At 65.9% G+C, this 25,356-nt stretch carries 26 protein-coding genes; 16 read left to right on the top strand and 10 right to left on the bottom strand.

Annotation, left to right across the window (positions count from 1 at the left end; all coding sequences use genetic code 11):
* The first annotated feature begins 72 nt into the window (after nt 1–72).
* The 3 genes from CJ177_RS21085 (at nt 73) to CJ177_RS21075 (ending at nt 2,768) form a co-directional block, all read left to right on the top strand.
* Nucleotides 73–735 carry a TetR/AcrR family transcriptional regulator gene (locus CJ177_RS21085; RefSeq protein WP_005237921.1) on the top strand — a complete coding sequence of 221 codons (663 nt, stop codon included), beginning with the start codon at nt 73–75 and terminating at the stop codon, nt 733–735.
* Nucleotides 736–939: 204 nt separating this feature from the next.
* Nucleotides 940–1,368 (top strand): hypothetical protein, encoded by a 429-nt coding sequence (locus CJ177_RS21080; RefSeq protein ID WP_025431579.1) that lies wholly within the window; start codon nt 940–942, stop codon nt 1,366–1,368.
* Nucleotides 1,369–1,520: 152 nt separating this feature from the next.
* On the top strand, nt 1,521–2,768 hold the full coding sequence (locus CJ177_RS21075; RefSeq protein ID WP_025431580.1) for a cation:proton antiporter: 1,248 nt from the start codon (nt 1,521–1,523) through the stop codon (nt 2,766–2,768).
* A 751-nt stretch (nt 2,769–3,519) separates the two neighbouring features.
* Here the strand turns inward: CJ177_RS21075 and CJ177_RS21070 are convergent.
* The 4 genes from CJ177_RS21070 to CJ177_RS21055 form a co-directional block, all read right to left on the bottom strand.
* On the bottom strand, nt 3,520–4,542 hold the full coding sequence (locus CJ177_RS21070) for a glutamate ABC transporter substrate-binding protein (protein WP_095868518.1): 1,023 nt from the start codon (nt 4,540–4,542) through the stop codon (nt 3,520–3,522).
* Nucleotides 4,542–5,900, bottom strand: coding sequence for a hypothetical protein (locus CJ177_RS21065; RefSeq protein ID WP_025431582.1), 1,359 nt, complete (start codon nt 5,898–5,900; stop codon nt 4,542–4,544). Before CJ177_RS21065 ends, CJ177_RS21070 begins: the two co-directional genes overlap by 1 nt.
* A gap of 229 nt (nt 5,901–6,129) precedes the next feature.
* Nucleotides 6,130–6,426 carry a WhiB family transcriptional regulator gene (locus tag CJ177_RS21060; RefSeq protein WP_095868516.1) on the bottom strand — a complete coding sequence of 99 codons (297 nt, stop codon included), beginning with the start codon at nt 6,424–6,426 and terminating at the stop codon, nt 6,130–6,132.
* A gap of 44 nt (nt 6,427–6,470) precedes the next feature.
* Entirely contained in the window at nt 6,471–7,610 is a 1,140-nt protein-coding gene (locus CJ177_RS21055; protein ID WP_025431584.1) for a DUF3500 domain-containing protein, read from the bottom strand.
* 287 nt (nt 7,611–7,897) lie between these two features.
* Between CJ177_RS21055 and CJ177_RS21050 the strand changes: the two genes are divergently transcribed.
* The 5 genes from CJ177_RS21050 (at nt 7,898) to CJ177_RS21030 (ending at nt 12,972) form a co-directional block, all read left to right on the top strand.
* Nucleotides 7,898–9,475: a bifunctional 3-(3-hydroxy-phenyl)propionate/3-hydroxycinnamic acid hydroxylase gene (locus tag CJ177_RS21050; RefSeq protein ID WP_061045104.1), complete on the top strand. Its 1,578-nt coding sequence runs from the start codon at nt 7,898–7,900 to the stop codon at nt 9,473–9,475.
* A gap of 35 nt (nt 9,476–9,510) precedes the next feature.
* Complete coding sequence (locus CJ177_RS21045; RefSeq protein WP_005237912.1) at nt 9,511–10,344, top strand: fumarylacetoacetate hydrolase family protein; 834 nt, start codon at nt 9,511–9,513, stop codon at nt 10,342–10,344.
* Nucleotides 10,341–10,718 carry a nuclear transport factor 2 family protein gene (locus CJ177_RS21040; protein WP_005237911.1) on the top strand — a complete coding sequence of 126 codons (378 nt, stop codon included), beginning with the start codon at nt 10,341–10,343 and terminating at the stop codon, nt 10,716–10,718. The genes CJ177_RS21045 and CJ177_RS21040 overlap by 4 nt, the downstream gene beginning before the upstream one ends.
* A 16-nt stretch (nt 10,719–10,734) precedes the next feature.
* Nucleotides 10,735–11,430 carry a DAPG hydrolase family protein gene (locus CJ177_RS21035; RefSeq protein ID WP_005237910.1) on the top strand — a complete coding sequence of 232 codons (696 nt, stop codon included), beginning with the start codon at nt 10,735–10,737 and terminating at the stop codon, nt 11,428–11,430.
* Nucleotides 11,431–11,667: 237 nt separating this feature from the next.
* Nucleotides 11,668–12,972 (top strand): aromatic acid/H+ symport family MFS transporter, encoded by a 1,305-nt coding sequence (locus tag CJ177_RS21030; RefSeq protein ID WP_095868515.1) that lies wholly within the window; start codon nt 11,668–11,670, stop codon nt 12,970–12,972.
* A 40-nt stretch (nt 12,973–13,012) separates the two neighbouring features.
* On the opposite strand, the gene CJ177_RS21025 is transcribed toward CJ177_RS21030, so the two are convergent.
* Together CJ177_RS21025 and CJ177_RS21020 are read right to left on the bottom strand one after the other, a co-directional pair.
* Nucleotides 13,013–13,552, bottom strand: coding sequence for a hypothetical protein (locus CJ177_RS21025; protein ID WP_005237908.1), 540 nt, complete (start codon nt 13,550–13,552; stop codon nt 13,013–13,015).
* Nucleotides 13,553–13,609: 57 nt separating this feature from the next.
* Nucleotides 13,610–14,386, bottom strand: a complete 777-nt coding sequence (locus tag CJ177_RS21020) for an IclR family transcriptional regulator (RefSeq protein WP_005237907.1) — start codon at nt 14,384–14,386, stop codon at nt 13,610–13,612.
* 219 nt (nt 14,387–14,605) lie between these two features.
* Here CJ177_RS21020 and CJ177_RS21015 point away from each other — a divergent pair, with 219 nt between their 5' ends.
* The 6 genes from CJ177_RS21015 (at nt 14,606) to CJ177_RS20990 (ending at nt 18,526) form a co-directional block, all read left to right on the top strand.
* Nucleotides 14,606–15,391, top strand: coding sequence for a hypothetical protein (locus CJ177_RS21015; protein ID WP_061697123.1), 786 nt, complete (start codon nt 14,606–14,608; stop codon nt 15,389–15,391).
* 73 nt (nt 15,392–15,464) lie between these two features.
* Nucleotides 15,465–15,854 carry a lipopolysaccharide assembly LapA domain-containing protein gene (locus tag CJ177_RS21010; RefSeq protein ID WP_061045100.1) on the top strand — a complete coding sequence of 130 codons (390 nt, stop codon included), beginning with the start codon at nt 15,465–15,467 and terminating at the stop codon, nt 15,852–15,854.
* A gap of 249 nt (nt 15,855–16,103) precedes the next feature.
* On the top strand, nt 16,104–16,289 hold the full coding sequence (locus CJ177_RS21005; RefSeq protein ID WP_226955651.1) for a hypothetical protein: 186 nt from the start codon (nt 16,104–16,106) through the stop codon (nt 16,287–16,289).
* Nucleotides 16,286–16,570: a hypothetical protein gene (locus CJ177_RS21000; protein ID WP_061045099.1), complete on the top strand. Its 285-nt coding sequence runs from the start codon at nt 16,286–16,288 to the stop codon at nt 16,568–16,570. The genes CJ177_RS21005 and CJ177_RS21000 overlap by 4 nt, the downstream gene beginning before the upstream one ends.
* Nucleotides 16,571–16,808: 238 nt before the next feature.
* A complete protein-coding gene (locus tag CJ177_RS20995; protein WP_095868812.1) occupies nt 16,809–17,972 on the top strand; it encodes a Gfo/Idh/MocA family protein in 1,164 nt (387 codons plus the stop codon).
* An 86-nt stretch (nt 17,973–18,058) separates the two neighbouring features.
* On the top strand, nt 18,059–18,526 hold the full coding sequence (locus CJ177_RS20990; RefSeq protein ID WP_095868514.1) for an SgcJ/EcaC family oxidoreductase: 468 nt from the start codon (nt 18,059–18,061) through the stop codon (nt 18,524–18,526).
* 54 nt (nt 18,527–18,580) lie between these two features.
* Here CJ177_RS20990 and CJ177_RS20985 read toward each other — a convergent pair whose 3' ends face one another.
* Complete coding sequence (locus CJ177_RS20985; RefSeq protein WP_025431586.1) at nt 18,581–19,987, bottom strand: guanine deaminase; 1,407 nt, start codon at nt 19,985–19,987, stop codon at nt 18,581–18,583.
* 201 nt (nt 19,988–20,188) lie between these two features.
* Nucleotides 20,189–20,968, bottom strand: a complete 780-nt coding sequence (locus tag CJ177_RS20980) for a hypothetical protein (protein WP_095868513.1) — start codon at nt 20,966–20,968, stop codon at nt 20,189–20,191.
* A gap of 144 nt (nt 20,969–21,112) precedes the next feature.
* On the opposite strand from CJ177_RS20980, the gene CJ177_RS20975 reads away from it, so the two are divergent.
* Complete coding sequence (locus CJ177_RS20975) at nt 21,113–22,342, top strand: cytochrome P450 (protein ID WP_095868512.1); 1,230 nt, start codon at nt 21,113–21,115, stop codon at nt 22,340–22,342.
* Nucleotides 22,343–22,345: 3 nt separating this feature from the next.
* On the opposite strand, the gene CJ177_RS20970 is transcribed toward CJ177_RS20975, so the two are convergent.
* Entirely contained in the window at nt 22,346–23,026 is a 681-nt protein-coding gene (locus CJ177_RS20970; RefSeq protein ID WP_025431587.1) for a class I SAM-dependent methyltransferase, read from the bottom strand.
* Nucleotides 23,027–23,353: 327 nt separating this feature from the next.
* Here CJ177_RS20970 and CJ177_RS20965 point away from each other — a divergent pair, with 327 nt between their 5' ends.
* Nucleotides 23,354–24,700: an MFS transporter gene (locus CJ177_RS20965; RefSeq protein WP_095868511.1), complete on the top strand. Its 1,347-nt coding sequence runs from the start codon at nt 23,354–23,356 to the stop codon at nt 24,698–24,700.
* On the opposite strand, the gene CJ177_RS20960 is transcribed toward CJ177_RS20965, so the two are convergent.
* Nucleotides 24,664–25,266 (bottom strand): TetR/AcrR family transcriptional regulator, encoded by a 603-nt coding sequence (locus CJ177_RS20960; protein ID WP_095868510.1) that lies wholly within the window; start codon nt 25,264–25,266, stop codon nt 24,664–24,666. The two genes, CJ177_RS20965 and CJ177_RS20960, sit on opposite strands and share 37 nt — an antisense overlap.
* Between the last annotated feature and the right edge of the window lie 90 nt (nt 25,267–25,356).

The following is a 25,356-nucleotide window of genomic DNA, read 5'->3' as shown; positions in this document are numbered from 1 at the left end:
AATTCGTCAATATTGATGACGCGCGGGTAGTGTAGGGCAAGGTCAGACGGATCAGGAGAAGGGCACGCAGGCATGACCGAGCAGATCGCCGACGCACCGAACCGCCTGGAACGGCGCAAGGCGCGTACCCGCGCCGCACTCGTACGCGCAGCCCAGTCCTTCATGGCGGCAGGGAAACTGACCGCCCCGATTCTCGAGATCACCCAGGCCGCAGATGTCGGAATGGGGTCGTTCTACAACCACTTTCAGACCAAGGAGGAGCTCTTCCATGCGGCAGTGGAGGAGGCCCTCGACCGCCACGGCGCGGTGCTCGACGAACTGACCGCAGATCTGGACGACCCTGCCCAGATCTTTGCGCAGAGCTTCCGTCTGACCGGACGCCTGCATCGCAGGAATCCCGAACTGAGCAAAGTACTGCTCCGCGACGGGCCGAGTCTGGTCAGCTCGGACAAAGGTCTGGCGCCGAGAGCTCGCCGGGACATCGAGGCAGCTGCCCGTGCGGGCCGGTTCACCGTCCGCGATCCCGAACTGGCCCTGACAATCACAGCGGGGGCCGCACTATGTCTGGGTCAACTGCTGCACGACCACCCCGAACGTGACGACGCGGAGGACACCGACCAGGTCACCGAGGACCTCTTGCGCATGTTCGGCCTCTCGGCCGACGAAGCCCACGAAATCTGCCGACGTCCCCTACCCGACGCCGACGATCAACCCCGAGGCGTAACCGCCACATAGACCGCCGCCGGCGGCTACTGCAGCGGCACCGCGCACTCCGCAGTCTGCATCCGACCATCACGCGTGGGCGTCGTCCCGTGCTCCCGGTCCTGGAGACAACTCGGCGGACCCTCTTCTGCCGCGAATTGCCGCCATCACCGGCCCGAGCGGAGGACAATGGAGTTCGCCGGAAACTTCACGCGTTGCCCTGGAAGGGAAACGGTCATGTCCGAGGAATCTGTGGTCAAACGCGGTGTGGCGCAAGGGTCCGCGATGGGTGGGGCGGTTCTGCTGGTCACCGTCGGCGTCCTCGAGCTACTCCAGGGCCTGTCCGCGATCTCCAAGGACGAGGTAATCGTCACCGGGGTCGACTACACCTACCAATTCGACCTCACCGCATGGGGGTGGACCCACCTGGTTCTCGGCGCGATCGTCACCGCCGCCGGAATCGCCCTGTTCACCGGTGCCACCTGGGCGCGAGGGGGCGCCATGGTGATCTGCGCAATCTCGATCGTCGTCAACTTCCTCTGGTTGCCCTACTACCCCATGTGGGCGATCACGATCATCGCCCTCAACGCCGTGGTGATCTGGGCCGTCTCGACCTGGCATCCCGACAGAGACCGAGCCGCACGGCCATATCGACCGGCGAGATAAACGGTTAGCGACAACGAACAGTGCGACAGGCATTTCCGCAACCTGTGAGGACGACGATGGGACAGGGGATTCATCATGCGAATCGAGGGTTGTGGTCTCACGACTCGGCCTCGCGCCACGGCGATATCGACCGGGTGTGAGGCGTGGCCGCCATGACGTGGGCGCTGCCCGCGATCGCCGTGGTCCTGCTCGGCTTCGCGGGGATCTCCCGGCGCGTTGCGGGAACGCCGATCACCGCCCCGATCGTCTTCACCGTCACCGGGCTCCTGCTCGGTGTGGAGGCGGCCGGCGTGGTCGACGTGCACGCCACCGCCGAGATCGTCAAACTGCTGGCCGAGGTGACCCTGGCGTTGGTGCTGTTCTCCGACGCTGCACACGTCGACCTGGCCGAACTCCGCACCGAGATTTCCTTACCTGCGCGACTTCTCGGTATCGGTCTGCCGCTGACCATCGCGGCCGGATTCGGTGCCGCCGCAATCGTGCTCGGCGATCTCGCCTGGCCCGAGGCGTTGCTGCTCGCGGTGATCCTCGCCCCCACCGACGCCGCGCTCGGTCAGGCCGTGGTCACCCTCCCCGTGCTGCCGATGCGGATACGCCAGGGCTTGAACGTCGAAAGCGGCCTCAATGACGGTATCTGTGTGCCGTTGTTCCTGATCGTGCTCGCGATCGCGCAAGCCGAAGCGGGCGCGATCGGCGATGGTGCGGCCGCCCGTCTGGTCATCGAGCAGATCGGATACGGGGTCGTCGCCGGGGTCGTGGCAGGCGTACTCGCCGCCACGGTCCTGGTGACGGCCAGTCGGCGCCACGCCCTCGATCCGCTGTGGGCGCACACCGTGCCGGTGACCGCGGCACTGCTCGCCTACACCGCCGCCGTGCCGCTCGGCGGTTCCGGATTCATCGCCGCGTTCGTCGGCGGACTGACCTTCGGCGCGCTCCGGCGCCGCGCCGACGTCGACGACGACGCCGGGCACATGATCGACGAGACCGGTGACCTGTTCAGCGCCGTGACCTTCATCGTCTTCGGCGCCGTGCTGCTCGGTCCCGCACTCGGCAGTCTCTCCTGGGCCGTGCTCGGGTACGCCGTCGTGAGCCTGACCGTCGTCCGGATGATCCCCGTCGCACTGTCCCTTGTCGGCACCCACCCACGCGCCCCGACCCTGGCCTTTCTCGGCTGGTTCGGGCCCCGCGGCCTCGCCACCATCGTCTTCGTCATCCTCATCCTCGAAGAACCGGGCGAGCTACCCCACGAAGAACTACTCCTGACCACCGCGGTGATCACGATCGCACTCTCCGTCCTGGCGCACGGACTCACCGCCGCCCCCCTCGCCGCCCGCTACGCCGCCTGGGCCCGGGCCCACCCCCGCCCGGAGAACCGACCCGCCCCAGACACTCGAACGTGATCCCCGCACCCGAGCGGCCATCTCGATCCCCGCCACCTCCTGTGGCTGCTCTGATTGCTCACAATTCACTTGAATGAACATGAAAAACAAAAGAACCTTCACATGGAATGGCGTGTTCAACGATCCATTGTTCAGATCAATATGGACGGTTGTTAAATTTCAGAATGTGAGAATATCCAGGTTTGGTGAAACGTCCCGCGATCGCGAACGCGATAAATGGAGTAAGCGGCGATCGACGATCCCGTGGATTTTCATCACCAGGAGAGGAGTGAATTCAGATGGGTTCTGCAGGAATCGACTTCAACGTCGCGTTCGAGGCGTTCCTGAAGTGGCTGAGTGTCACCTTCGGCGGCGGCATCGGCCTCGGCTGACCGACGGAGCAATTCGGGACAGCGGTGGCCCGGCTCGCCTGGGGGCAGCCGGGCCGCCGCCCTGATCAGTTTGAATGTGTTTCGGCGGCGGCTGCACGCCGTCGCGAGGACTCGGGCGCACCAGCTCGCAACCTGTGCGAAAGAGGCGACATCCCGACCCAGGGGAGCAACCCCGAAACCCGAAATTAGCTAGTGAAGCGCGGGGCGGAATAATTCGACCGCCACGGATATGTGCACACGACTTTGGGTGCGATCATCGGGAATTTTGACGCACCAAAGTCGGTCTGCATTTTTATTTCTCCTCGAAGAGTGCCTCGCTCGCGGCATCCTCGACGAGGGATATGTGCGGTTCGAAACGGCGCCCGACTTTTTTAAGCCCCTCAATCGCGATAGGTAGCCGGGGGCGGGCCCGCGACGGGTCCGAGCGGGGCCGCTATCCACCGGTCGTAGATGCTCATCCACGTTCCGTCTGCACGTAGTCGGTCGAGGGTGCCGTTGACGAACCGCACCAGGTCCTCCTTGTACTTGTTGACACCGATCGCCCAGTGCTCTTCTGTCTCCAGCCGTGGCCCCACGATCTGAAAATGCGGGTCCTGGGAGGCGAGCCCGGCGAGGAGCGAGTCGGAGGTGCTGGTCGCGTCGGCCTGCCGTTTCTGCATGGTGACGAGGCAGTCGTCCCAGTTGGGTACCGCGATGATCGTGGCGTCCGGCGCGACCCGTTGGACGGTGCCGAGCGAGGTGGTGTCGAGAAAAGTGCAGACCCGTTTTCCGGCCAGGTCCGCCGGTCCGGCGATGTCAGAACCGCGACGGACCAGAATACGCTGGAAGGCGCGGACGTACTCGGTGGAGAAACCGACGCGTTGGGCGCGTTCGCACGTGATCGAGAATCCATGTGCGACGACGTCGACGTCGTTGTTCTCGAGTGCGGAGAACCGGCCGGCGGTGGTGAGCAGCCGGAACTCGACTTTCGTCGGATCGCCGAAGATGTCGCGGGCGATCTCCTTCGCCACATCGATCTCGAACCCCTGCAGGGTGCCGGTGGTCGGGTCTCGGAAGCTGAACAGATTGGTGTTCTGGTCGACGCCGACGATCAACCGGCCCCGCCCCGCGATCTCGGCAAGTGATCCACCGGGCGGCATCTGCCCGGGCGGGGGCTGCGGGCCGGGGCGCAGGCTCGCAAGGGCCCCGCAGGATTCGAGCGCCGGTGGCTCCGGCGGCGGACTGTCCGTGGGCGGGATGATCTGTGCGCCGTCGGTCATCGGTCGTGCGGTGTACGTGCCCGTGACGGGCGGGGTGAGAGGGTCGGGTGCGGCGCAGCCGGCGAGGACAGCGACGGCGAGAACGCCGACGAGCTGACGGACACACGGTCTGGCCCCCGGTCTAGAACGCCTCACCTGTGTCATCAGTGGTACTCGTTCAGTCGCGGCCAGATCCCCCCGCCGACGGCGAATCCGCAGGACACGCCAACAATCATGCTACCGACTGCCAGTGCCGACATCGACCGGTAGACGTCCGCCACCGCGTTGGCCTCGTCGTCGCGGAGTCGGTCGATCGCGTTCCGGAGGGACTCGTCCAGGGCGGCGAACTGCGTCGACGACGTGCCCGAGCCGGATCCGGCGGCGATCGCCGCGGCAGTCGGGTAGTCACCGCGCTCGAGGGCGATCTCGATGTCCCGGTGCGCGGCCAGCCAGCCGTCGCGGGCCGTCACGGCGTCACGAAGGTGTTGCTCGGCGGCGCGACCGTGCGAGCTCTCCAGCTGTCGGGTGAGTTCGTCGGACAATGCCTGGGAGTGCCGCGCGTAGTCGATTTCCGATTGGGTGTCGGACCCGCGTTGCAGGATGGCGAGAGTTTCGTCGGCGCGGGCCTGCTGCGCCAGGATGCGTGCGCGGGCAACCGCGTTGATGGGTTGTGTTCCTTCGGTTCTCGCGTGTTCGCTCGCCGACGTCGACACCAGGCTTCCGGCGATCAGCCACAGCAGAAGCCCGGCCATGAGCAGGGTGGCGACGGCGAGGCCGGGGTTGAACCGGCGCTTGCTCTTCCGGACGAGGTACAGCTGGGCGAGAACGAGAGCGACGAGGGCGGCCGCGGTCACCGTGAAGGCGGTCGCGGGCAGCTGGGCGGTGTGCGTCTGGGTCTCGGCGACCGCCTCGGCCTGATGGACGTAGAGTCGCTCCGCCAACGGGAGGATCGTGGCCTGCATAAGCGCGGACGCATCGGCCAGATACGCCACCCCGACCGGGTTACCGGCCCGGTCGTTCGCCTGAGCTGTGGCGACGAGGTTGAAGTACTCGGCGAGGTCGCGCACCACGTCCGACAGCAGTGCCAGCGATTCGGCGTCCTGCGACGACACCCCATTGGTCGCCGTGACCAGTGCGTTCGACGCGTCCCCGATCGCCTGGGTGAACTGCTCCGCGCCGGCAGTCGACTCGACACCACCGCCACCGCCACCGGAGACGAACGACGCGGTCGCGGCGGCGTCGGCGATCGACAGCGAGCTGTAGAGGGCCTGGGCGGCGTTTGCCAGGGGCTCGGTGTGGGTGCGGAGTGTCTCGACCCGCTGCTGCCGCGCGCCGACCGCTGCCGAGGTGATCGCGCCCGCCGCTATGACCGCGGCGACGAGCGCGATCCCCAGCACGGACAGCCGTCCGGGCGTGGACGCGAAGAATTCGACCCACGGGCGACGGCGGGCTACGGGCTCGACGAGCAGGTCCTCGTCGAGCGTGGGAGCTTCGGTGACGGCGTGCTCGCCGCGGTGGAACATCCGGTCCTCCTGCACCGCCTCCGCGGTTCCGGTAAGAGCAGCGATCCGGGCCGCGTGGCTGAGTTCAGTGTGCACCGACGGTGCCACCGGCGCACCGACTCGGGAAACCGATCTTCAGCGCGGTCCTCGGAGCAATGTCCGGTTTCATCGCCGCCGGTCGCGGCTGGCGGCTGACACGACACAGCGCATGATCCCCGGCGGACTCCGGAGGGCATGGATTACGCGTGCCCTACATGTGCGTGGGTTCGCGATTGGCGCGTTCTCGCTCGGTGGTGCCGCCCCATACTCCGTAGCTTTCGGATATCCGCATCGCGTGAGTGAGACATTGCGACCGGATTTCGCAGAAGGAACAGATCTTCTTCGCATCGCGCTCCCGGCGGGCCCGTTCGCCACCGGTCTCGTCGTCCGGAGCAAAGAAAGTTGTCGCTCCCAACCTGCGGCAGCGTGCGTGGAGCTGCCACTCCCAGTAATCGGTATGTGCGGCAACGCGATCGTGTTGCCCGGAACGGACGGTGTGGGCCGGCATAGGCCTCTCTCCTGAAAGGATCGTGGTGCGCAGGGTGGGCGAGGTCAGTGTTCGAGACCGGGATCTGCGTCGGCGTCGGCGCTCGAGATGGACCGGCTGCTCAGGTGCCCGCGGCCCCACTTCGAGTCGGTCCCGGCGTGGAGTGTGAGGAGGTCGTGTCCGAAGTCGTTGTCGAAGTCCCGCAGCACGGTGTGCAGGTGATTTCCGCCGCCGACGGCGTTGACCGCCTCGATGAGGTACCGGTCGGTGTGGACGCGGAAGTAGTGCGGTGCGCCGCGCTTCTGCGCCCCGGCCCACGCGAAGAACACCCGGTCGATGCCCCCGTCGCGCAGCGCCTGCCGGTGGCGTTCGCCGGCCTCCTCGGGCAGTCGTTCGAGGTAGCAGTCGACGAGTCCCAGCAGTGCGTGCTGCTGGTCACCGGACAATTTTGCGCCGCTGATCCCGGACGGCCGGTCGCGGACGAATTTCAGGGCGACCCGGTCGGCGTCGGTGATGGTGTAGCCGGGCATGCCGAGGTCGTAGTGGTCCGGGTACTCGTAGGCCCCGATCCGCGGCACCTGACGGGTCACGAAGTCGGCGGGTGCGACGTCGTGGATGACGGCGAGGTCGCGCTGCTCGTCGTCGAGGGAGGCCAGCAGGTCGAAGGCCAGGCCCTCGTCGTCGGCGAGCGGTTTGAGTACCCCGTCGTATTCGGTGGGCTGCGCGCCCAGCGCGACCGGGGTGGCGGAGATCCACCGCTCGTCGACGATCGTCAGGTTGAGGCAGACGTGGTGCCCGAGGAATCGCATCGTCCAGGTGTCCTCGAAGCCGGGGCGGCCGAAGAAGGTCAGGAAGTACGAATCCGAGGTGCGCCAGGTCTGCAGTGCCGGTCCGAGGAAGTCCTGCTCGTAGTCCCGGAGCACGTGCTCGAGTTGCGGAATCGCGAGCACCTTGGTGAAGGTGCGCAGCGGCACGGCCAATCGGATCAGATCCCACACCAGCACCTTCTGGTGGCGGTCCAGTTGGTGGAGCGGGATGCCGGTGCGGTCCGGTTTGGGGATGATGTCCCAGTTCAGCCGCCGCGGGTCGTCGAAGTCGTCGATGATCGCGGTCGCCCGTTGCCGGGGGTCGAACGTATCGATCAGGCCCATGGCGGTCACGAGCAGCTTGGTAGCCGTCTGGGGCGCCTCATGCAGTGCAGACACTTGGGTGTCCTCTCCGAAAAGGTGACGAACGTGGCCTGGGACAGGCAGTGCGAGGAACGCTAAAGGAGAGGAGGCGATGGCAGAAGTGCCCTGTCCCGGATCCCGGTACAGGGGCATCGCAGAACTCCGGCGGAATTGTGGCCCGGACAACGCCGCTGTCCTGGAATGCGGGACAACGACCTTTCCCGCGTCGTGCAGCGTCCCTACCGTGAGGCCCTCGACAGACTTCGCGCCGGTGGCCGCGGCATCGCCACCGATTCACCTGACGACCTCGAAAGCGGGGAACCATGCACAGCACGTTGGATTCGGATGTCCTGATCATCGGATGCGGTCCGGTAGGAAAACTCTTGGCGTTGCGCCTCGCCGAAGCCGGGCACCGCATCACCGTCGCCGAACGGTTCGTCGACAGCTTCGCACTGCCGCGTGCGGTGACCCACGACTCCGAGGCGGCCCGGATCTTCCAAGCGGTCGGGCTCGCTCCCGACACGATGCCCGACGTGACCGAACCGTACGACGGGATGTACGTGTGGCAGAACGCCCGTGAGGATGTCCTGTTGGAGGTGGACTGGAGTGGAATCGGCGAATCTGGTTGGTACAACACCTATTTCTTCCACCAGCCCGCCCTCGAAGGCAAGTTCCAGGAGCTGCTCGAGTCCCTGCCCAACGTCACCGTCCTGCGCGGCTGGGAGTACCAGGGCCACCGCGACGACGGCGGCTCGGTCACCGTGACGCTGACCGACACCACCGACGGGGCACCGTGTGAGCTGACCACCGGCTACCTGATCGGTGCGGACGGGGCCAACAGTCGGGTCCGCACCGACATCGGGTCGGCGTGGCACGACCACGGCTACTTCTTCGACTGGCTGGTGGTCGACGTCGCACCCGCTGCGGAGCGGCAGTTCCCGCACATCGCCCGCCAGACGTGCGATATCGCCCGCCCGTGCACCATGGTGCCCGGCGGACCCGGACGACGCCGGTGGGAGTTCATGCGGCTTCCCCACGAGAAGATCGAGGACATCGACCGCGCCGAGTTCGCCTGGTCGCTGCTGTCCCGCTACGGGGTCGATCCGACCAACGCCGAACTCGAACGTCATTCGACGTACACCTTCCAGGCCGGATGGGCGCTGGACTGGCGCAAGGGCCGCGTCCTGATCGCCGGCGATGCGGCGCACCTGATGCCCCCGTTCGCCGGACAGGGCCTGTGTGCCGGACTACGAGATGCGATGAACCTGGCGTGGAAGCTGTCGGCCGTGCTCGACGGCACCGCCCACCCCGACATCCTCGACAGTTACGGATCCGAACGCATCGCCCACGTCTCCGAGTTCATCGACTTCTCGATGGGGCTGGGCAAGGTCATCTGCCTCACCGATCCCGACGAAGCCGCACGCCGAGACCAGCACATGATCACTGAACGGGCCGAGGGATCCGCGCCACCGGCACCTCCCAGGCCGCGACTCGGCACCGGCCTGCACCGCGGACCGCATGGCGGCACCCTGTCGATTCAGGCCCGGGTCGGCGCGGAGGCGACCGCGCCCCTATTGCTCGACGACGTCCTCGGCGGAGCAGGCGCACTGATCGCCCGCAACGACGAGACACTGGCGCAGCTGAGCGACGAGAACTCCGACGCGCTGGCCCGGCTCGGTCTGACCGTATGCGTGGTCGATGATGCAGACGGTGTTCGCAACCATCTGCAGGTGCGTGATGCCGAGGGTCGATACCGGCGTTGGCTCGACCACCTCGCCGTCGACGCGGTGCTGGTGCGCCCCGACTTCTACCTGTACGGCACTGCCACCGGCCCCGCGGAGGTAGCGGAGCTGGTGGCGGCGCTGCGCGGCGCACTCGACCCCGCACTGGTTACCTCCTGAAACCCCACCGACCTAGATATGAAGGATGAAATTCGATGAAACTGATCGGTATTCGCGATTCCGCCACCGGTGTCACCCAGGTCGCGCGAGTCGTCGAGGACCGGGCGATCGTGCTCGCCGAGAAGGCGGTGTTCTGGTCCGATCCGCAGGGGCACCTCGAGCGGGCAGCCGCCGCCGATCCTGCCCACGGCCGGCCGATCACCGACGTGACCGAGGTTCCGCTCGTGCCCGATACCGCCCGGGTGCTGTGCATCGGCCTGAACTACCACGCGCATGCCGACGAGGGCGGATTCACCGTGCCGCAGTACCCCACCATCTTCGGGCGGTGGACGGCGTCGCTGAGCGTCGGCGGTGTGCCGGTCCCCGTCCCGGCGAACGAGGCGGGACTCGACTGGGAAGGCGAAATCGCCGCATACGTGGGAGCACCCCTGACCGACGTCGATCCCGACACCGCCCGCACCGCGGTCCTGGGGTACTCGACGTTCAACGACCTGACCGCACGCAAAGCGCAGAAACTCACCGCTCAGTGGACCCTGGGCAAGAACGGGGACAAGAGCGGCCCGATGGGTCCGCTGGTCACCACCGACGAGGTGGGCGATCTGCGGGACGGGCTGCGGCTGCAGACGCGCGTGAACGGTGTCACCGTGCAAGACGGCAACACCAAGTCGATGATCTTCGACATCGGGCAGGTGCTGTCCCTGGTCAGTCAGACCATGACGCTGCATCCTGGTGATGTCGTGGCCACCGGTACCCCCGAGGGTGTCGGCTACGTTCGCGAGCCCACGTGGCTCCTCCACGACGGTGACGAGGTCGAGGTCGAGGTCGACCGGCTGGGCGTGCTGAGCACCCCGATCGGAGGCCCCCGGTGACCGGACTCCGCACTGACATTCGAGGCCTCGAGCGTGAGCGGTACGAGGCAATGCAGCGCGGCGACGTGACCGCACTCGACCGGCTGCTGTCGGAGCACCTGCGCTACACGCATTCTCATGGTGGATGCGACACCAAGCAGGACTACCTCGGCGCGCTGACCCGCGAGGAGGTGTCCTACGAGACCCTCAGCCACACCACCGACCACCACGACGCCGTTGCGGGTGCGGTGATCCTCACCGGGACGATGGCCGCCACCGTCCGTCGCGCCGACGTCATCCGTCAGGTCCGAAGCGTGACCAGCTCGGTGTGGGTGAAAGAAGACGACGGAAGGTGGCGGCTACGCATTTTCCACGCCACGAATCTTGCCCAGTGAGAGAAAGTGAAACGCAGTGGCAACACTGAACAACAACTGGGACCCCCTCCTGGATCCCAACCCGCTCCCCCTGGAGATGGGGTACGAGCGTCTCGAAGACGGGTCGCTGCACGTCGCCGCCCGCACCGACATGCACGGGTGCACCGGCGAGATGCTCGAATGGTGGTTCCGCTGGCGTTGTGACACCCAGAAGTACATCTGGTGGCACCCCATCGACCATGTCTCGAGCACCTGGGCAGGCTCTTTGTCCCCGGACACCCACGTCGGCAGCGAGCACATCGTGGTGGAGAAGCTGACCGACATCCCGGACTCCGAACTGCTCATCCAGTTCCGTGATCCGGAGGAGTTCTTCGACGCCGACAGGTACCGCGAGGCGCGTGGGTGCGGACACGTCAGCTGCGCGATCACCGGACGAATCAGTTCGGGTCATGAGCCCCCACGCGACGAGACCGGACGCGTCCTGGGCGGCCGCCTGATCCACATCGGCCGTGACACCGACTGGGGACTGGCACTGCGCAGCCACTTCTACCTCGGCGCCGACCTGCCCGCGGCCGGGCTGGATCCGACCGAAGTCGAACTCGCCCTCCCTACGGAGATGGCCCAGGGCCTGCTGCAGCACGCCTACAACGAGTTCACATTCCTGTCTCGGCTGCTTCCTGCGCTCTACGTCGCAGAACACCGGGACGAACACCCTCCCACCGCGCCGTGGTGACGGGGGGTTCGTTCCCGGCTGCTGCGTGATCCGGCCCCGTCGGAGCGTCCGGGCCGATCCATATCGTTGCCGTGCAACATGCCCCCCGGCCTCGCCGGGGGGCATGGCACCTTCCGCCTTGTGTCCTGCATCACCCTCCTGTCTCGGTTTTCGGGACAAACCGGTTCTCCAGGTCACTCTTGTCCGTCAAGATGACGCACATCACCGCCCCCGGGCGCCGATCTCTTGGAGTGCCACATGCAATTTCCTTCTCCGCCAGTAACTTCCGCGCCAGACGAGGCTCGAGCGAATACCGGCATCATCGCCCTGTGCATGGTCATCACGGTCATCGAAGGCTTCAACATGATCGTGTACGGCTCGGTGGTCCCGCTGTTGCTCACGGACACCACGCTGCATGTCACCGACGAACAAACCGGCCTGATCGGTGGCTTCCTCTATATCGGCGCGATTCTGGGGTCGGTCGTGTCCCCGGCACTCGCCGAACGCATCGGACGCAAACGCGTATTGATCCTCGCGGTCGGACTCTTCGCGTTCGGTGCACTGCTGACCGGAATCTCGGTCAGCGCAATGATGCTGGGGATCGCCCGGTTCGTCACCGGCTTCGGAGTGGGCGGGTCGCTCACGACCGCGATGACCGTAGCGCGCAACTGCGCCCCGTCTCGGCGGGCGTCACTGGTGGTGACGATCACGATGGCCGGGATACCGCTCGGAGGTGTCATCGCCTCGTTGGTGGCGATTCCTGTCCTGCCCGCGTTCGGTTGGCGGGCAATGTTCTTCATCGGAGGTGGCACCGCACTGGCCATTCTCACAGCAGTCGCTGTCATGACGATCCCCGCGAACACCCCTCAGGAACTCGCGGGACGTCAGTGGAGCAGCCGCCGCAAGCTCACCACACTCTTCGGAGGCAAAGGTGCGCTCATCGCAGCGGTTATCGCCCTGTGCGCAATAGCCAACATGGTCGCCTGGCAGGGTCTGAACGTCTGGGCCACGCAGGCCATGGTCGCTCGCGGATACTCGTTGGGAACAGCGTTGCTGTTCACCTTCACCCTGACCGGCGCAGCAGTAGCAGGCTCGTTCCTCAGCGCCTGGGCAGCCGACCGGCGCGGCTGTGCCCTCGTCGCCGTCCTCACCGCGGCCTGCACCCTCGCCGGACTACTCGGAATGCTCGCGCTTCCCCCGTCGATCGTCACAACGACATCGTGCATCGCGCTGATGGGAATCGGCGGGCACTCCACCATGAACCTCATCCACACCACCACAGCCGACATCTACCCACTCCCGGTCCGCGCCACCGCCCTCGGATGGTCGAATGGCACCTCGTTCATCGGTGCCTTCCTCGGCCCCGTGATCGGCGGTGCGGCGGTGGCCTCCGGGGGAGCGCAAGGTCTGTTCACCGCGTTCGGCGCGGCGGCCGCAATCTGCCTGGTGGCTGTGTTCGTCCTCTACCTCACCGATCGCGCGTCGAACTCGAAAGCGGCCGACGCCATCTCCGATGGCAGCCCGGCCGGCGAACCTTCGGTCGGGGTGAAAGCCTCCACCTGAGAAGGGCCGACGCACTGCCCGGTCCTTTAGCACACGTGCTCTACGGGACAGGGAAGGTGCCGAACCCCGGGTGGACCAGTATCTGGTACCCGTCGACAGGAGGGTGTGCGCCGACCGCGGCGACCGCCGCGATCGTGCCGCTGCCGGTGACGACCGTCGCGGGGGCGTATCGGCACCGATCCTCCGGTGCGGTGGGCCGACTGTGGTCGGACTCCACGAGTCGGAGGGTGGTAGTGCCGGCGACGCCGGTGGTCAGGTTCCGCCAGTTCACCCACACGGCGACGCAGTAGGTCGAGTTCGTCGCTGAACGCTCCGCCGCAAAGGTCACCACGCCGGATGCACCCGTCGTTGCTGACGGCGTCACGGTCGATAGCGGCGGCGGGTAGTCACAGGCCAACACGGTCAGCAACAGACATCCTGCGACGAACCGCACCGGGACCTGGAACGCCGTGGTCGTCGCTGCCGGGACCGGCGGCGTCTTCGCCATCACGGTGGCGGACGAGCAGAGCGGGATCGCGAGGACGGCCACGGATGCCGCGGCCCAGGCTACGAACGAACGACGAATTGCTGCACGACGCACGGCGTCAGCCTCTCGTGTTGGATCTATCCCGACCCTGGTGCAGTGTCAGGCTACTCGCTAGTCGCCGCCGGCATCCTCGGCGGCACGCTGGCTCACCCGGAGTCGACCACGAGCAAGACTGGGCTGAACGAGTCGGTTGACCAGCTGCAGACTGTCAATTGCCATGTGCGCCTTCTCCTTGAATCGGCGGGTCGGCATCACCACGGCGATTGCCTGCACAGCACCTGTCGGCCCGGTCATGCCGGTAGCGATGGCACAGATTCCGACGTCGTGCTCCTCGATGTCGACTGCAATATGCGAACGTCGCACCTCGGCCAGCCGATCGGTCAACGCGTGATGATCGGTGATGGTATTCGCAGTGAACCGCTGCAAGTGTTGCGGCAGGAGTTCAGCCACTCGGTCATCGGGAAGTTGCGCCAGCAGCGCCACACCGATACAACTCGCATGCAGGGAGAAGCTCTTACCGACCTTGGTGACACCTTTCAGGCGCTCCGGCGCAGCGATCTGGTCCACCACCACCGCCTCCCGGCCACTGAATACCGCCAACTCGACGTTCTCGTTGACCGACCGCGCCAGTGACACCAGAGAGCCACGATTGGCGGCCAGCAGCCGCAAGTGTGCGTTCATCCCGAACTTCAACAGCCCCGGCCCCAGAACGTATCCAGGGCGTTCGGGCACTCGAACCACGTACAGCTCCTGCTCGAACGCTTGGATCAGTCGATGGACCGTCGACCGCGGAAGCCCCGTCTTCGCTGCAAGTTCGGTCAGGGTCAGCGGCCCGTTGCTCTCAGCGATGGCGTCGAGAATGACCGTCGCCCGACCGATGTCAGCCACTGATTCGAACTCCACATCAATCTGATCCGTCCGGCCTGCAGGACCCTGATCCTATCCGGGCGCATGTGCTCAGCGCGCGGAGAACCCGCGAGTCCATCCATGACGATGACGGCGCGGATTCCCATGACCAGGCAGACGTCCTGATCGAGGCCGTGAGCGCTGGCAAATTTCCGATGATCGGGACGGCTGAGGCGGGGTCGAACGGGGTATTCGGGCGGTATGAAGAACTGGGCGTGCCGCGGTGCGCTGTCCCTGTTGGTCGCCGGGCTCGTTGCGTCCGCGTCCGGAATGACGGCCCACTCGGCGCCGACGCCCGACAGGATCGACGACGTGCCCGCGCGGACGGCGCTGTCGTTCATGCACACCCCGAGCGGAACCCGCGTCGGGACGGCGAATCAGGGGGAAGCCCGGCCGGGTTTGTCGATCGTGAAACTGTACGTAGCCGATTACATGCTCCGGCACGGCGACGGCTCGCCCGAGGACTTCGCGCTCGGACAGCGGATGATCCGCGACAGCGACGACAACGCCGCCTCGCAGGCGTACGCCAAGTACCCGCAGTCGATCGATGTGATCGCCGCCGAGTATCGGCTCACCAGTACCCGGGGCTCCGGATTCTGGGGCGATGCGGTTACCAGCACCGCGGACACCGTGACGTTTCTCGAGGCGAAGAAGACCACCGATCCGGACAGCCAGATTCTGGAGTGGATGGCCACCGCGGCCCCCGTCGCCGCCGACGGCACCCATCAGAACTGGGGCACCGGGCGGCTGCCGTCGGTGACCGGAACCAAATGGGGGTGGTCGGACTACGGGCCCAGCATTGTCGCTTCCGCGTCCTTCGGACCCGATTTCTCGGTATCGGCCAACACGTACGGCACCGCCGACCAGCACACCAGTGACGTTCTCGGCGCCTTCGTGCAGGACCCGACACCGCCACCGCAGGTGGTGCCGGATCCCATCCAGGATTTGATCGACCGTTACATGCCCCCGGCGATTACACCACGATGATCGACAACCCGACGTGCCTGAGGGAACAGCCGTGACCCGGTTGGTGGGGTGACGGCCTGGGTAATCGGATCTCATGTTGCCCCCAACGGACGAAACGCCGAACTCCGGACCGCGCCACCCGCCCGGCGGTGAGGTGCCGTCTTCCGACCCGCGTCCCCTCGACGCGGGTTCCGGGATGCCGCCGGATGTGGCGAGAGGCAAGGGGATCAAGCACACCCGTACCGGGGCGACCTGGACGGGTCTGGTCATCGGCATTCTCGTCCTGGTCCTGCTTCTCGTGTTCATCCTGCAGAATCTCGACAGCGTCGTCCTGGAACTGTTCGTCTGGGAGTTCACGGTCCCGCTCGGGGTCACCCTGCTGTTCGCGGCCATCGCAGGCGCCGTGATCATGGCGCTCGTCGGCGGTGTCCGGATCCTTCAGATCCGGCGGGCAGCGAACCGGCAACGGAAACTGACCACCTGACCGTTGCTCGTTTCCGTGTTCGTTCGATCGAAGCGTCGACCGGTCAGGCCCTCGCCCACGAGATTCGAGTAGTCGACTACTCGGTTCCACTGTCGAATCTCCTCGTACGGTCGGTCCTGTATCGCAATCGTGATTCGACGAAAGGACACCGAAATGGCTTGGTCGACAACCCCTCAGGGGCTTTTTCTCGCCGCTGGGCAGGCGAATCAATTCTCCTTCTCGTTTGGAGACATCTGGAAGGGGCCGCAGTTGGCGACTGCGAGACTCGACGCCAGCCAGGGTGGTGGTGGCACGAAGATCCTGATGACGCAGTGGCAGGGCACCGCCAACGCACCGGTGTTCGGCGGCCCCAGCAAGCAGTACTACGTGCTCGGCATTCACAACAGTTCCACTTCGGGCGTGTGGTTCCATCTGGAAGGAGGCGTCCTCGCATGACGACACAGGAATCGCCAAGGGTTTCCCGGATGCAGGTCCTGACGGACGAACAGGGCAGCATTCTCGCCGCTGTCCTGCGAACTGCAGACGGAGCGTCGGGGCCGGCATCGGGTGAGGACGTTCCGCCTCAGGTTTCGCTGGTTCCTTCGGAAGGCCAAGCGTTGCATGAACTCCCTGTTCCCGGTGGGCCGTCGGGGGACGAGATGTTCGAGTCGCTGGATCAGTGGATGGTTCGGGTCGACGCCGGCGTACCGGCATTGGTGCGACGCGCGGGCGCGTAGCCGCTGATGGACGTGCGCTGGTCTGATCCGGGTGAGGGACACCGGCTGCACGGAAGGGGACCGCTGGTCGGGCGATCAGCGGTCCCCTCCGCGCGCGGTGGTGTGAGGTCCGAATGGGTCGAAAAGCCATCAAAATCGCCTCGAGAGCCACTTTGTCAGCACAAATGATTGACTTCGCTCCCGGCGCGCAGCACTGTCGTAGAGACACATGCCGCACCGATCAGTTCCGGAGTCGATCTTGACCAACGTCAACCCCACCGAAATCGCAGTGGCCGTCGCCGGATTCGGCTGGATGGGCCGAGTACACACGAACGCGTATCTGCGTCAGCGCCACCACTTCCCGGAAACGCCGTCGATCCGTCTGGGCGCCGTCGCCGACGAGGTACCCGGCCGCGCCGAGGAGGCCGCCGCCCAATTCGGGTTCGGCGCAGCGCTGATCGACTGGCGTGACATCGCCGCCGACGAGAGCATCGACGCGGTCAGCATCACCGCACCCAACTTCCTGCACCGCGAGATCGGCGTCGCGATGGCCGAGGCGGGCAAGCACATCTGGATCGAGAAGCCGGTCGGGCTGTCGTCCGAGGATGCGACGGCAGTCGCCGCCGCCGTCGAGAAGGCAGGTGTCCAGTCGACCGTCGGATTCAATTACCGAAACGCACCCGCCGTTGCGATGGCGCACGACCTCATCGCGTCGGGCGAGCTGGGCACCATCACGCACTCGCGATTCCGCTTCCTCAGCGACTACGCCGCGCATCCGGACGGCGCGCTGAGCTGGCGTTACGAGAACGCGCGCGGCGGGTCGGGCGTTCTGGGTGACCTTGCCTCGCACGGTGTCGACCTGGTCCGGTACCTGCTAGGCGACATCGACGCAGTCGTGGCCGACACCGCGATCTTCATCCCCCAGCGCGCCATCCCGACGGGTGCCACGAGCGGGCATGCGCGCGCGACGGGCGGCAAGTTGGGGCCGGTGGAGAACGACGACTTCGTCAGCGCGCTGGTTCGCCTGTCCTCGGGCGGACGGGTCACGCTGGACGCCAGCCGTGTGGCCGTCGGCGAGCAGAACAACTACGGGTTCGAGATCCACGGCACCAGGGGTGCGGTGTACTGGGACTTCCGCAGGATGAACGAACTCGGAACGAGCCTCGGGAGCAAGTATCAGGACCAGTCGATCACGACGGTGTGGGTGGGCCCCGACGCCGGAGCGTACGCCCGCTTCCAGCCGGGTTCCGCATCCTCGATGAGCTACGACGACCTCAAGGTCATCGAGGGGAACAACTTCATCACCTCGATCGTCGACGGAAAGCCCCAGGGCGCAACGATCGCTGACGCCGTTGCCGCGGCCGAAACCCTCGACGCCATCACGGCATCGGTCGCATCCCGTGGGTGGGTCGACGTGCGCTGACCTCATCCGCACGGCCTGGTCCCGGAGTTACGCTTTATCGGTTAGCGGGTGAGTTCCCGTACGCGCCTTTCTCCGCGGAGGTTGGTATGAGTACCAAACCGTTCGGCCTAGGCTTTGCAGTTCTCGCGTTGGCAATTTCGGCGGTCGGCTGTTCGTCGGGCAGTTCCTCTGACTCCGAAGACAATTGCGTCCGCGCGACAGACCGTGAGCTGGATGCGCTCTTCACGAGTTGGAATGATGCACTGGAATCCGGGGACGCGAGCAGAGTGGCGGCGCTGTACCGGCCGGATGCGGTACTTCTACCGACTCTGTCGGTGCCTATCGCAGACACTCCGGAGGAGATAACGGAGTATTTCGTCAACCTGATCAAGGCCGATCCCACAGCCCGAATGGAAGAAAGTGTCAAATATTCGGATTGCAACCTCGCATACAACGTGGGGCGCTGGGTCATCAATGCCAACGGTCAAGATGTGGCGGCCAGGGTGACGTGGGTCTATCGGTACGAAGACGGAAGATGGCTGATCGCCAACCACCATTCCTCGGTGAACCCCTAGAGCCAGGTCGCCGGCCGCCGGTGAGGTCGGCCGGCGGTCACGGCGAATCACCGTCTAGGACGCCTTGGCTTTTCGACCCGCGACGTAGACCTCGGAGATGGACGTGTCGCGTATCCCCATCAACAGCGCGAACAGTGTCTGATCGCGGGCCAGGTCGGGATCGGCGGCGCGAACGGCGTTGCGCAGCAGCCCGTCGAGCGTCGGCGTGGCGGACGGGTCGACGACGACGAAGTCGGCTTCCTTACCCACGTCGAAGTTGCCGAACCGGTTCTCCATGTCCAGAGCCCTTGCACCGCCGAGGGTACCGACGAACAGCATCTCCGCCGGATGCATGGATACCCCGTCGTCACCGGCCTCGGTGATGTGCACCTTGAATGCGTCGCCGAGCACCCGCGGAATCAGCCACTCGTCGCCGCCGCCGAAATCGGTTCCCACCGAGATGTTGACACCCGAGGCGACGGTGCGCTTCCACGGCATCGTTCCGGATCCCAGGAACAGCTGCGAGATCGGGCAGTGCGACACGGACGTACCGGTCTCGGCCATCCGCTCGAGCTCGACATCCTGACAGTGCACGCAGTGCGCGAGGATGGTGCGTCGGCCCAGGAGGCTCTTCCCGCCCACTTCCGAGCCGGGCAGGAACTTCCCGTCGTACGTGTCCAGGTATGAATTCACCTGATAGGTCTCTTTGGTCGAGTCGACCTCGCCGGTGCCGGGGCGATTGTTCTCGTTGAGGTGGGAGTGCACGTACACACCGCGGTCCCGCACCTCTTCGTAGAGTTCTCCGAGATTCTTCAGGGTCTCGGGCGTCACCGACAACGAGAACCGCGGGATGATCGCCACGTGTAGCAACGCGGTGGCGACATCGCCGGTGTCGGCGCCGTGCCATTTCTCGATCTCCTCGCGGGTGAGCCGGATCGCGTCCTCTTCGGAGGTCATCAGCGGCTGAGCGGTTTCGCCGCCGACGGTCTGAATTCCGCGGCCGCTGACGATGCGCAGACCGGCCTTTCGAGTCTCGGTGAACAACGCGTCCTGCGCATGTGGGAACGCCGACCCGAACACCATGGCGGCCGTGGTGCCCGCCGAGATGCGCCGGTTGGTGAACTCGACGGCCGCCTGCTGCGCGAACTCCGGGTCGGCGAACTTCGTCTCCGACGGGAACATGCACAGGGTCAGCCACTCCAGCAGCTGGCCGCCGCCGTAGGAGTCGCCGGCGTAGGTCTGCGGGAAGTGGATGTGGGTGTCGACGAACCCCGGCAGCAGAAAACCGGGCCTGTGGTCGTGCACGGTGCCGGACTCGTATTCCGACGGGATCTCGGCTCGGTCACCGCAGAACGCGATTCGCCCGCCGTCGTCCAGCACCAGGGCGCCGTCGGGAATCGATACCAGGGCGGCCGCGGCTTCGGTGACTTTCGGCGTGCCGGCGATGTGGAAGATGTGCCCGAGATGGGTGTGCGTGGCCATGCGATGAACTCCCGTCGAGTGGTAACGGATCATGCCTTCTGCAATGAACTTCGGCGGCTGGACATTGCCCAGCCGAGTAGCACCTGTGCGGCCGTGCCGCACCCACGATGAGATAACAGCCCGTACTTACAATGCCACCGATCAGACCCGGATCGCGGCCGAACAGACCAAGCGCCCGCGGCAACCACCGTCCGCTGAGTGCTACTGCAAGGGTGTGCGGTCGTCGACGAACCGGCGGATGACCTTGTCCCAGCCCAATGACTCGAGGAGTTCCGCGGCGGCAGCACGTGAGGTGAGTGGCCGAAGCAGGTCGATGTCGAGGTCGCCGCTGCTGCCCAGGACGTCGTCGAGGCGCAGGCAATCGACGTACCCGTAGTCCGTCCAGGGTTCGACGTGGCCGTCCCAGTCTGCGGTGTCGGCGTACGGCCCACCGAGACGCAGCTTTCCGCTGCGGTGGATCATCACGTACCGGGGAACGACCTGCATCGTCTCGTTGGCAGTCGCCAAGGTCACCTCGGGGTCGGCGGTGGGATCTGCGCCGGCGAGCCGTCGGTCGTAGGACGCCGTCTTGACCGTTGCGACCTCGACCAGAGCCCGCACGTAGACCCACCGAGCCCGCTCGACCGAGCCCGCCCACGCCGATTCCTCGTCCGCGCAGGAGAACACGTTTTCGGCCTGGGTGCGTATCAGCAGCCTCGTCCCCACACGCTCGTGATCGGCAACCAGGTCTCCGTCGACGACGAGTTCGTCGTCGTACTCGCGGACCCCGGTGATCGTCGCCACCGCGAGCACCTCGTCGTCCGGCGCGGTGACGAACAGTTCACGCTCGGACCGGACGCTGTCGGCATCGCCGGGAAAGGGGCCGCGACCAATGGTGAACGCTTCGTGCTGGGTCAAGTCGGCCCGAAATCCCGCTTCGGTCATCCCCAACGGATGATCGTGCATCTCGCGCAGGTTACCGAGCCGAACCCTCGACGCCACAGGTCGATCCTCCCCGTTTCATCTCCGGCGCATCGCCGGGTGACCCTAAGATCATAGCTGTTGACCTGCGGTGATGCTTCATCAGCGTAACCACTGCTTCCCCAGTAGGGTCGCAGTATCTGTACGACCGACCGAGGGGGACCGGTGACGGGTTCTGCGTCCGAAAAAATCATCTCGCCCGCATCACGCGCGTTCTGGGACCGCAGTTTCGCGGGTCGTCGCGCCCGGTTCGAGGAGCTTCGTCAGCGGTCGCCGATCGAGTTCCACACGGAAACAGCCGGTCCGGGCTTCTGGTCGGTCGTCGGATACGACGACGTGGTGGCGGTGAGCCGGAACCCGGAGGTCTTCTCCTCGGCCAACGGCTTCACCATCGACGACGTCCCGGTCGAGATCCTCGAGTTCGCCATGTCGATGATCGCCATGGACGACCCCCGTCACCGGCGTCTGCGCGGCATCGTGCAATCGGCGTTCACCGCGGCCTCGGTGCGGGGCATCGCCGAGCGGGTGCGCGGCTGCGCTGCGCAGATCGCCGCGGACCTACCCCGAGATGCCGAGTTCGACTTCGTCCCCGACGTCGCGACCCGGTTGCCGGTGCAGGTGATCTGCGAGTTGCTCGGGATCCCGGAGAGCGACCGGCCGATGATCCTGGCCGCGGCGGCCGACGTCATCGCCGGAGGTGGTGATCAGGAGTTCGTCACCGCACCCGGCGGCGCGGCCGGCCTGGGCCAGATCTACGGGTACGCCCTCGAGCTGGGCGAGCGACGCAAGACGGATCCCGGCGAGGATCTGACGTCCCGGCTGGTGTCGACGGTGGTCGACGGCGAGACCCTCACACCGACCGAGTTCGGTTCGTTCGTCATCCTGCTGATCACGGCTGGTTTCGAGACCACCCGGCAAGCATTGGCCTGGGCGCTGCATCTGCTCACCGAGCACCCCGACCAGAGAGAACTGCTGCTCGCCGATTTCGCCGGCCACATCGACAACACGATCGACGAGGTGATCCGCTACGCCTCCCCGGTGCCCTACATGCGGCGCACCGCGACCGTCGACACCGAGCTCGGCGGCGCCCACATCGCGGCGGGGGACAAGGTCGTCATGTGGTACCTGTCCGCGAACCACGACGAACGCATCTTCGACGGTCCGGGCCGGTTCGACATCACCCGCGCGAACGCAGGCAAGCATCTCGGTTTCGGCGCGAAAGACATCCACCACTGCCTGGGCATGAACCTCGCACGGCTGGAGCTGCGCGTCATGCTCGAAGAACTTTTCACCGCACATCCCGCCCTCCACGCGGTGGGCGAACCGGAACTGCTGCTCTCCGCGTTCATCAGTGGCATCGCTGCACTGCCGGCCCGGACACGTGACGGGCGGTGAGGTTCACGCAGGCCGACGTCCGGAAATCATGACGAGTGGCATATCGGCGATGCGGGATACGTGCTCGTCGACGAGTTCGAGTCGGCTCGCGAGGTCACGCGCCTCGTCGAGACTGATGGAGCGACCGGCGATCCAGGTGTGGAAGATCGCGAGATTGATGCTGCCGAGGACGCGCGGCGCCTTGTAGTTCTCGACGAACTTTTCGGCATCCTCGAAACTCGTGCTGCGGTCCGCATCGGTGATCAGCAGGGGGCCACCCGCTTTGAGGACGCGCACGCACTCGGCGAGCCCGGCCTCGCGCGACGACCAGTGCTTGATGGAGCCGTAGCTGATCACGCCGTCGAAGGTCTGGTCGGGGAAGTCGAGCCGCGTGGCGTCGCCGACGTCGAACCGGACCCGGTCGCCGTAGTTGCGCATGCGTTTGGTGGCGCGCTTGATCTGGGCTTCCGACAGATCGAGGCCGAGAATGTGCACGTCGGGGCGCTGGTCGGCGATGTAGTTCGTGAACAGCGCCCCGCCCGATCCGACGTCCAGAATGCGGGCGTTCGGTGGGAGATGCGGCAGAAAGTACTCGTCGATGACATGGCGTGAGCGGTAGACGGCCGGTGCCACGATGGTCTCGTACATCCAGGCGTGCGCCGGCGTGTAGATCGCGGTAATGGGGTCGAACGGTGCCATCGGCATTGTCGCGCTCCTCGTTGATGTCCCGGTTCCCACGGCGCTCGAACCCGTGCGGGTCGACTTCCCGCGCCGTTGTCGCTTCGAGATTAACGGGTGTGTGGTCGGTTTTGCACGATCCCCACGTGCCTGAGAGCGCTGTGAACTGCGGTGATGAGGTTCCAATTCCAGGCAACCGGTCTCCTGCGAGCGGGAATCCGGAAAACGCGTCACTATTCCGGACCTCGGAAATCCAATCATAGACACGACGTCCATTTATAGATACTGTCGCCAGCATTGGCTCCTGTGATGCGGACCACGCGCATCACAGGGTGACTCGTCGAGAGGACGCAGATGGCACTGGACGTCTCCACCACGCCCACGCTGAGGGCCGGCCGGCGGACCCGGGGGAAGAACCTGGGTCTGCTCACGGCCTCGACCGCGATGGACAACGCCGAGAACAGCATCACCACGGTGTTGTTCCCGCTGATGCGGGAGGCGTTGGGGCTCTCGTCGTCGGCGCTCGGCGTCATCGTGGCGGTATCCAAGGCGGTGGGCATCTTCGCCGCGGTTCCCTGGGTGTTCCTGGCCAAACGATTCTCGCGGCGTGCGGTGCTTGCGACGTGCTCGGGCTTCTGGGGTGTGTGGGTCGTCCTGGCGGGCCTGTCGAGCAGTTTCACCCAGTTCGTGATCCTCTACGGCATCGCGGCCGCAGGCTTCGCGGGCGCCGGGCCCATCGCTCTCGAGATCATGGGCGACCTCTACGACGACAGACGGCGGGGCCGGGCCACCGGGATGCTGTACGGCGGCGTCGCCATCATCACCGGCGTGAGCGCCCCGCTGTTCGGTCAGCTGTCGGGGTTCGACGACGGCTGGCGGTACGGCTACGTCCTCTCCGGCTGTATGTGCATTCTGATCGGTGTTCTCCTCGTCGTGTTTCTCGACGACACACGGCCCGGCGGGGGCGAGAGCAGAGCCGGCGACGCGGCGGTGAAAGCGGAGGAGAAGGCGCAGAACATCGTCGCCGGTGTGCGGGAGCTGCTGCGCATCAAGACGTTCCGTTACATCCTGGTGCAGCGGCTGTTCTCGGGGCAGAACGTGATCATGAGTTTCGGCGTCGTGTTCCTGGTGGAGGAGCGGGGATTCTCGACAGCCACCGCAGCGATCGTCGCAACGCCGTTCGCGATCGGGTACCTGCTCGGAACCGTGGTCGGAGGCCGCCTCAACGACGCCGTGCACCGCCGGTGGCCCGCGAGTGGACGGGTGATGATGCTGCAGGCCAGTCAGTTGGCCTTCGCAGCAGCGGTATTCGTCGAGCTGAAGACGCCGACGTCGTCGATCGGATTCTTCGTCGCGATCTTCGCGGTGGTCGGGTTCCTGCAAGGCCAGGTGCCGGTGGTCAATCGTCCGCTGATCATGGCGGTAGTGCGCCCGGAACAGCGGGCGCTGGCCTTCGCGGTGTCGCTGTCGACGGTGGAGGCGCTCGCATACGCGGGATATGCGCTGCTGGTCGGCTATCTGGGCGATGCGATCGGGTTGCAGGGAGCGCTCCTGCTCGTGACCGTGGCGCTCACCGTCGTCAACGGGTTGTGCTCCGGTCTGCTGTACCGGCCGTACGCACGAGACAGCGCCGCAGTACGCGACTCTCAGGTGGTGCCGACGTCCTACGAGGGTGAGCCGTCGAAGCCGGATGCCCAGTAGCGCCCGCGCAGCGACAGCTCCAGCAACATCTCGGTGACGGCTTCCGGTGTGAGCGGTGGTGGATCGGATTCGAGCCACCACTGCAGCACGGCAACCTGTTCGCCCACCCACGCCCGCGACAGCACTTCCATGTCGATGCGGGGTGTGACCCCGTTCGACTCGGATCGGGCCGAGAAGATCTGGGCGGCAAGGGCGGTGCGTTCGTCGATGAATCGGCGCAGTGCGCGCCCGTCGCCCTCGCCGCGCAGTACGACGCGGTAGGCGTCGCGTTCCTCGGCGGCGTGCCGGAACATTTCGAGCACCGGCTTGCCGGTGAACCCCACCGAGGAGTCGGACACGAGGGGCCGCAACCGCTCCTTCAGGTCCTCGCCGAGGTCGGCGACGATCTGGCCGAGCAGTTCGTCCTTGTCCGTGTAGTGCGTGTAGAACGTCGCGCGGCCGACGTCGGCACGTTCGGTGACGTCTTCCACGGTGACTGCGGAATAACCCCGTTCGAGCACGAGCGAGACGAGTGCGTCGCGCAGCAGCCGCTTGGTGCGGCGCACACGCCGGTCTTCGATGGCCACGGTGACTTCCGCCCTTCCTCTCACGCCAGCAGTCCCGTCAGCATAGTGCACCCTTGACATCGCGCCCGATGCTGGACACTATGTCCAATA

The organism is Rhodococcus sp. ACPA1 (assembly GCF_002300195.1).
Lineage (GTDB): Bacteria > Actinomycetota > Actinomycetes > Mycobacteriales > Mycobacteriaceae > Rhodococcus_F > Rhodococcus_F opacus.
Note: the sequence above shows the minus strand (reverse complement) of the source record. Positions and strands in the feature narration are given on the sequence as shown.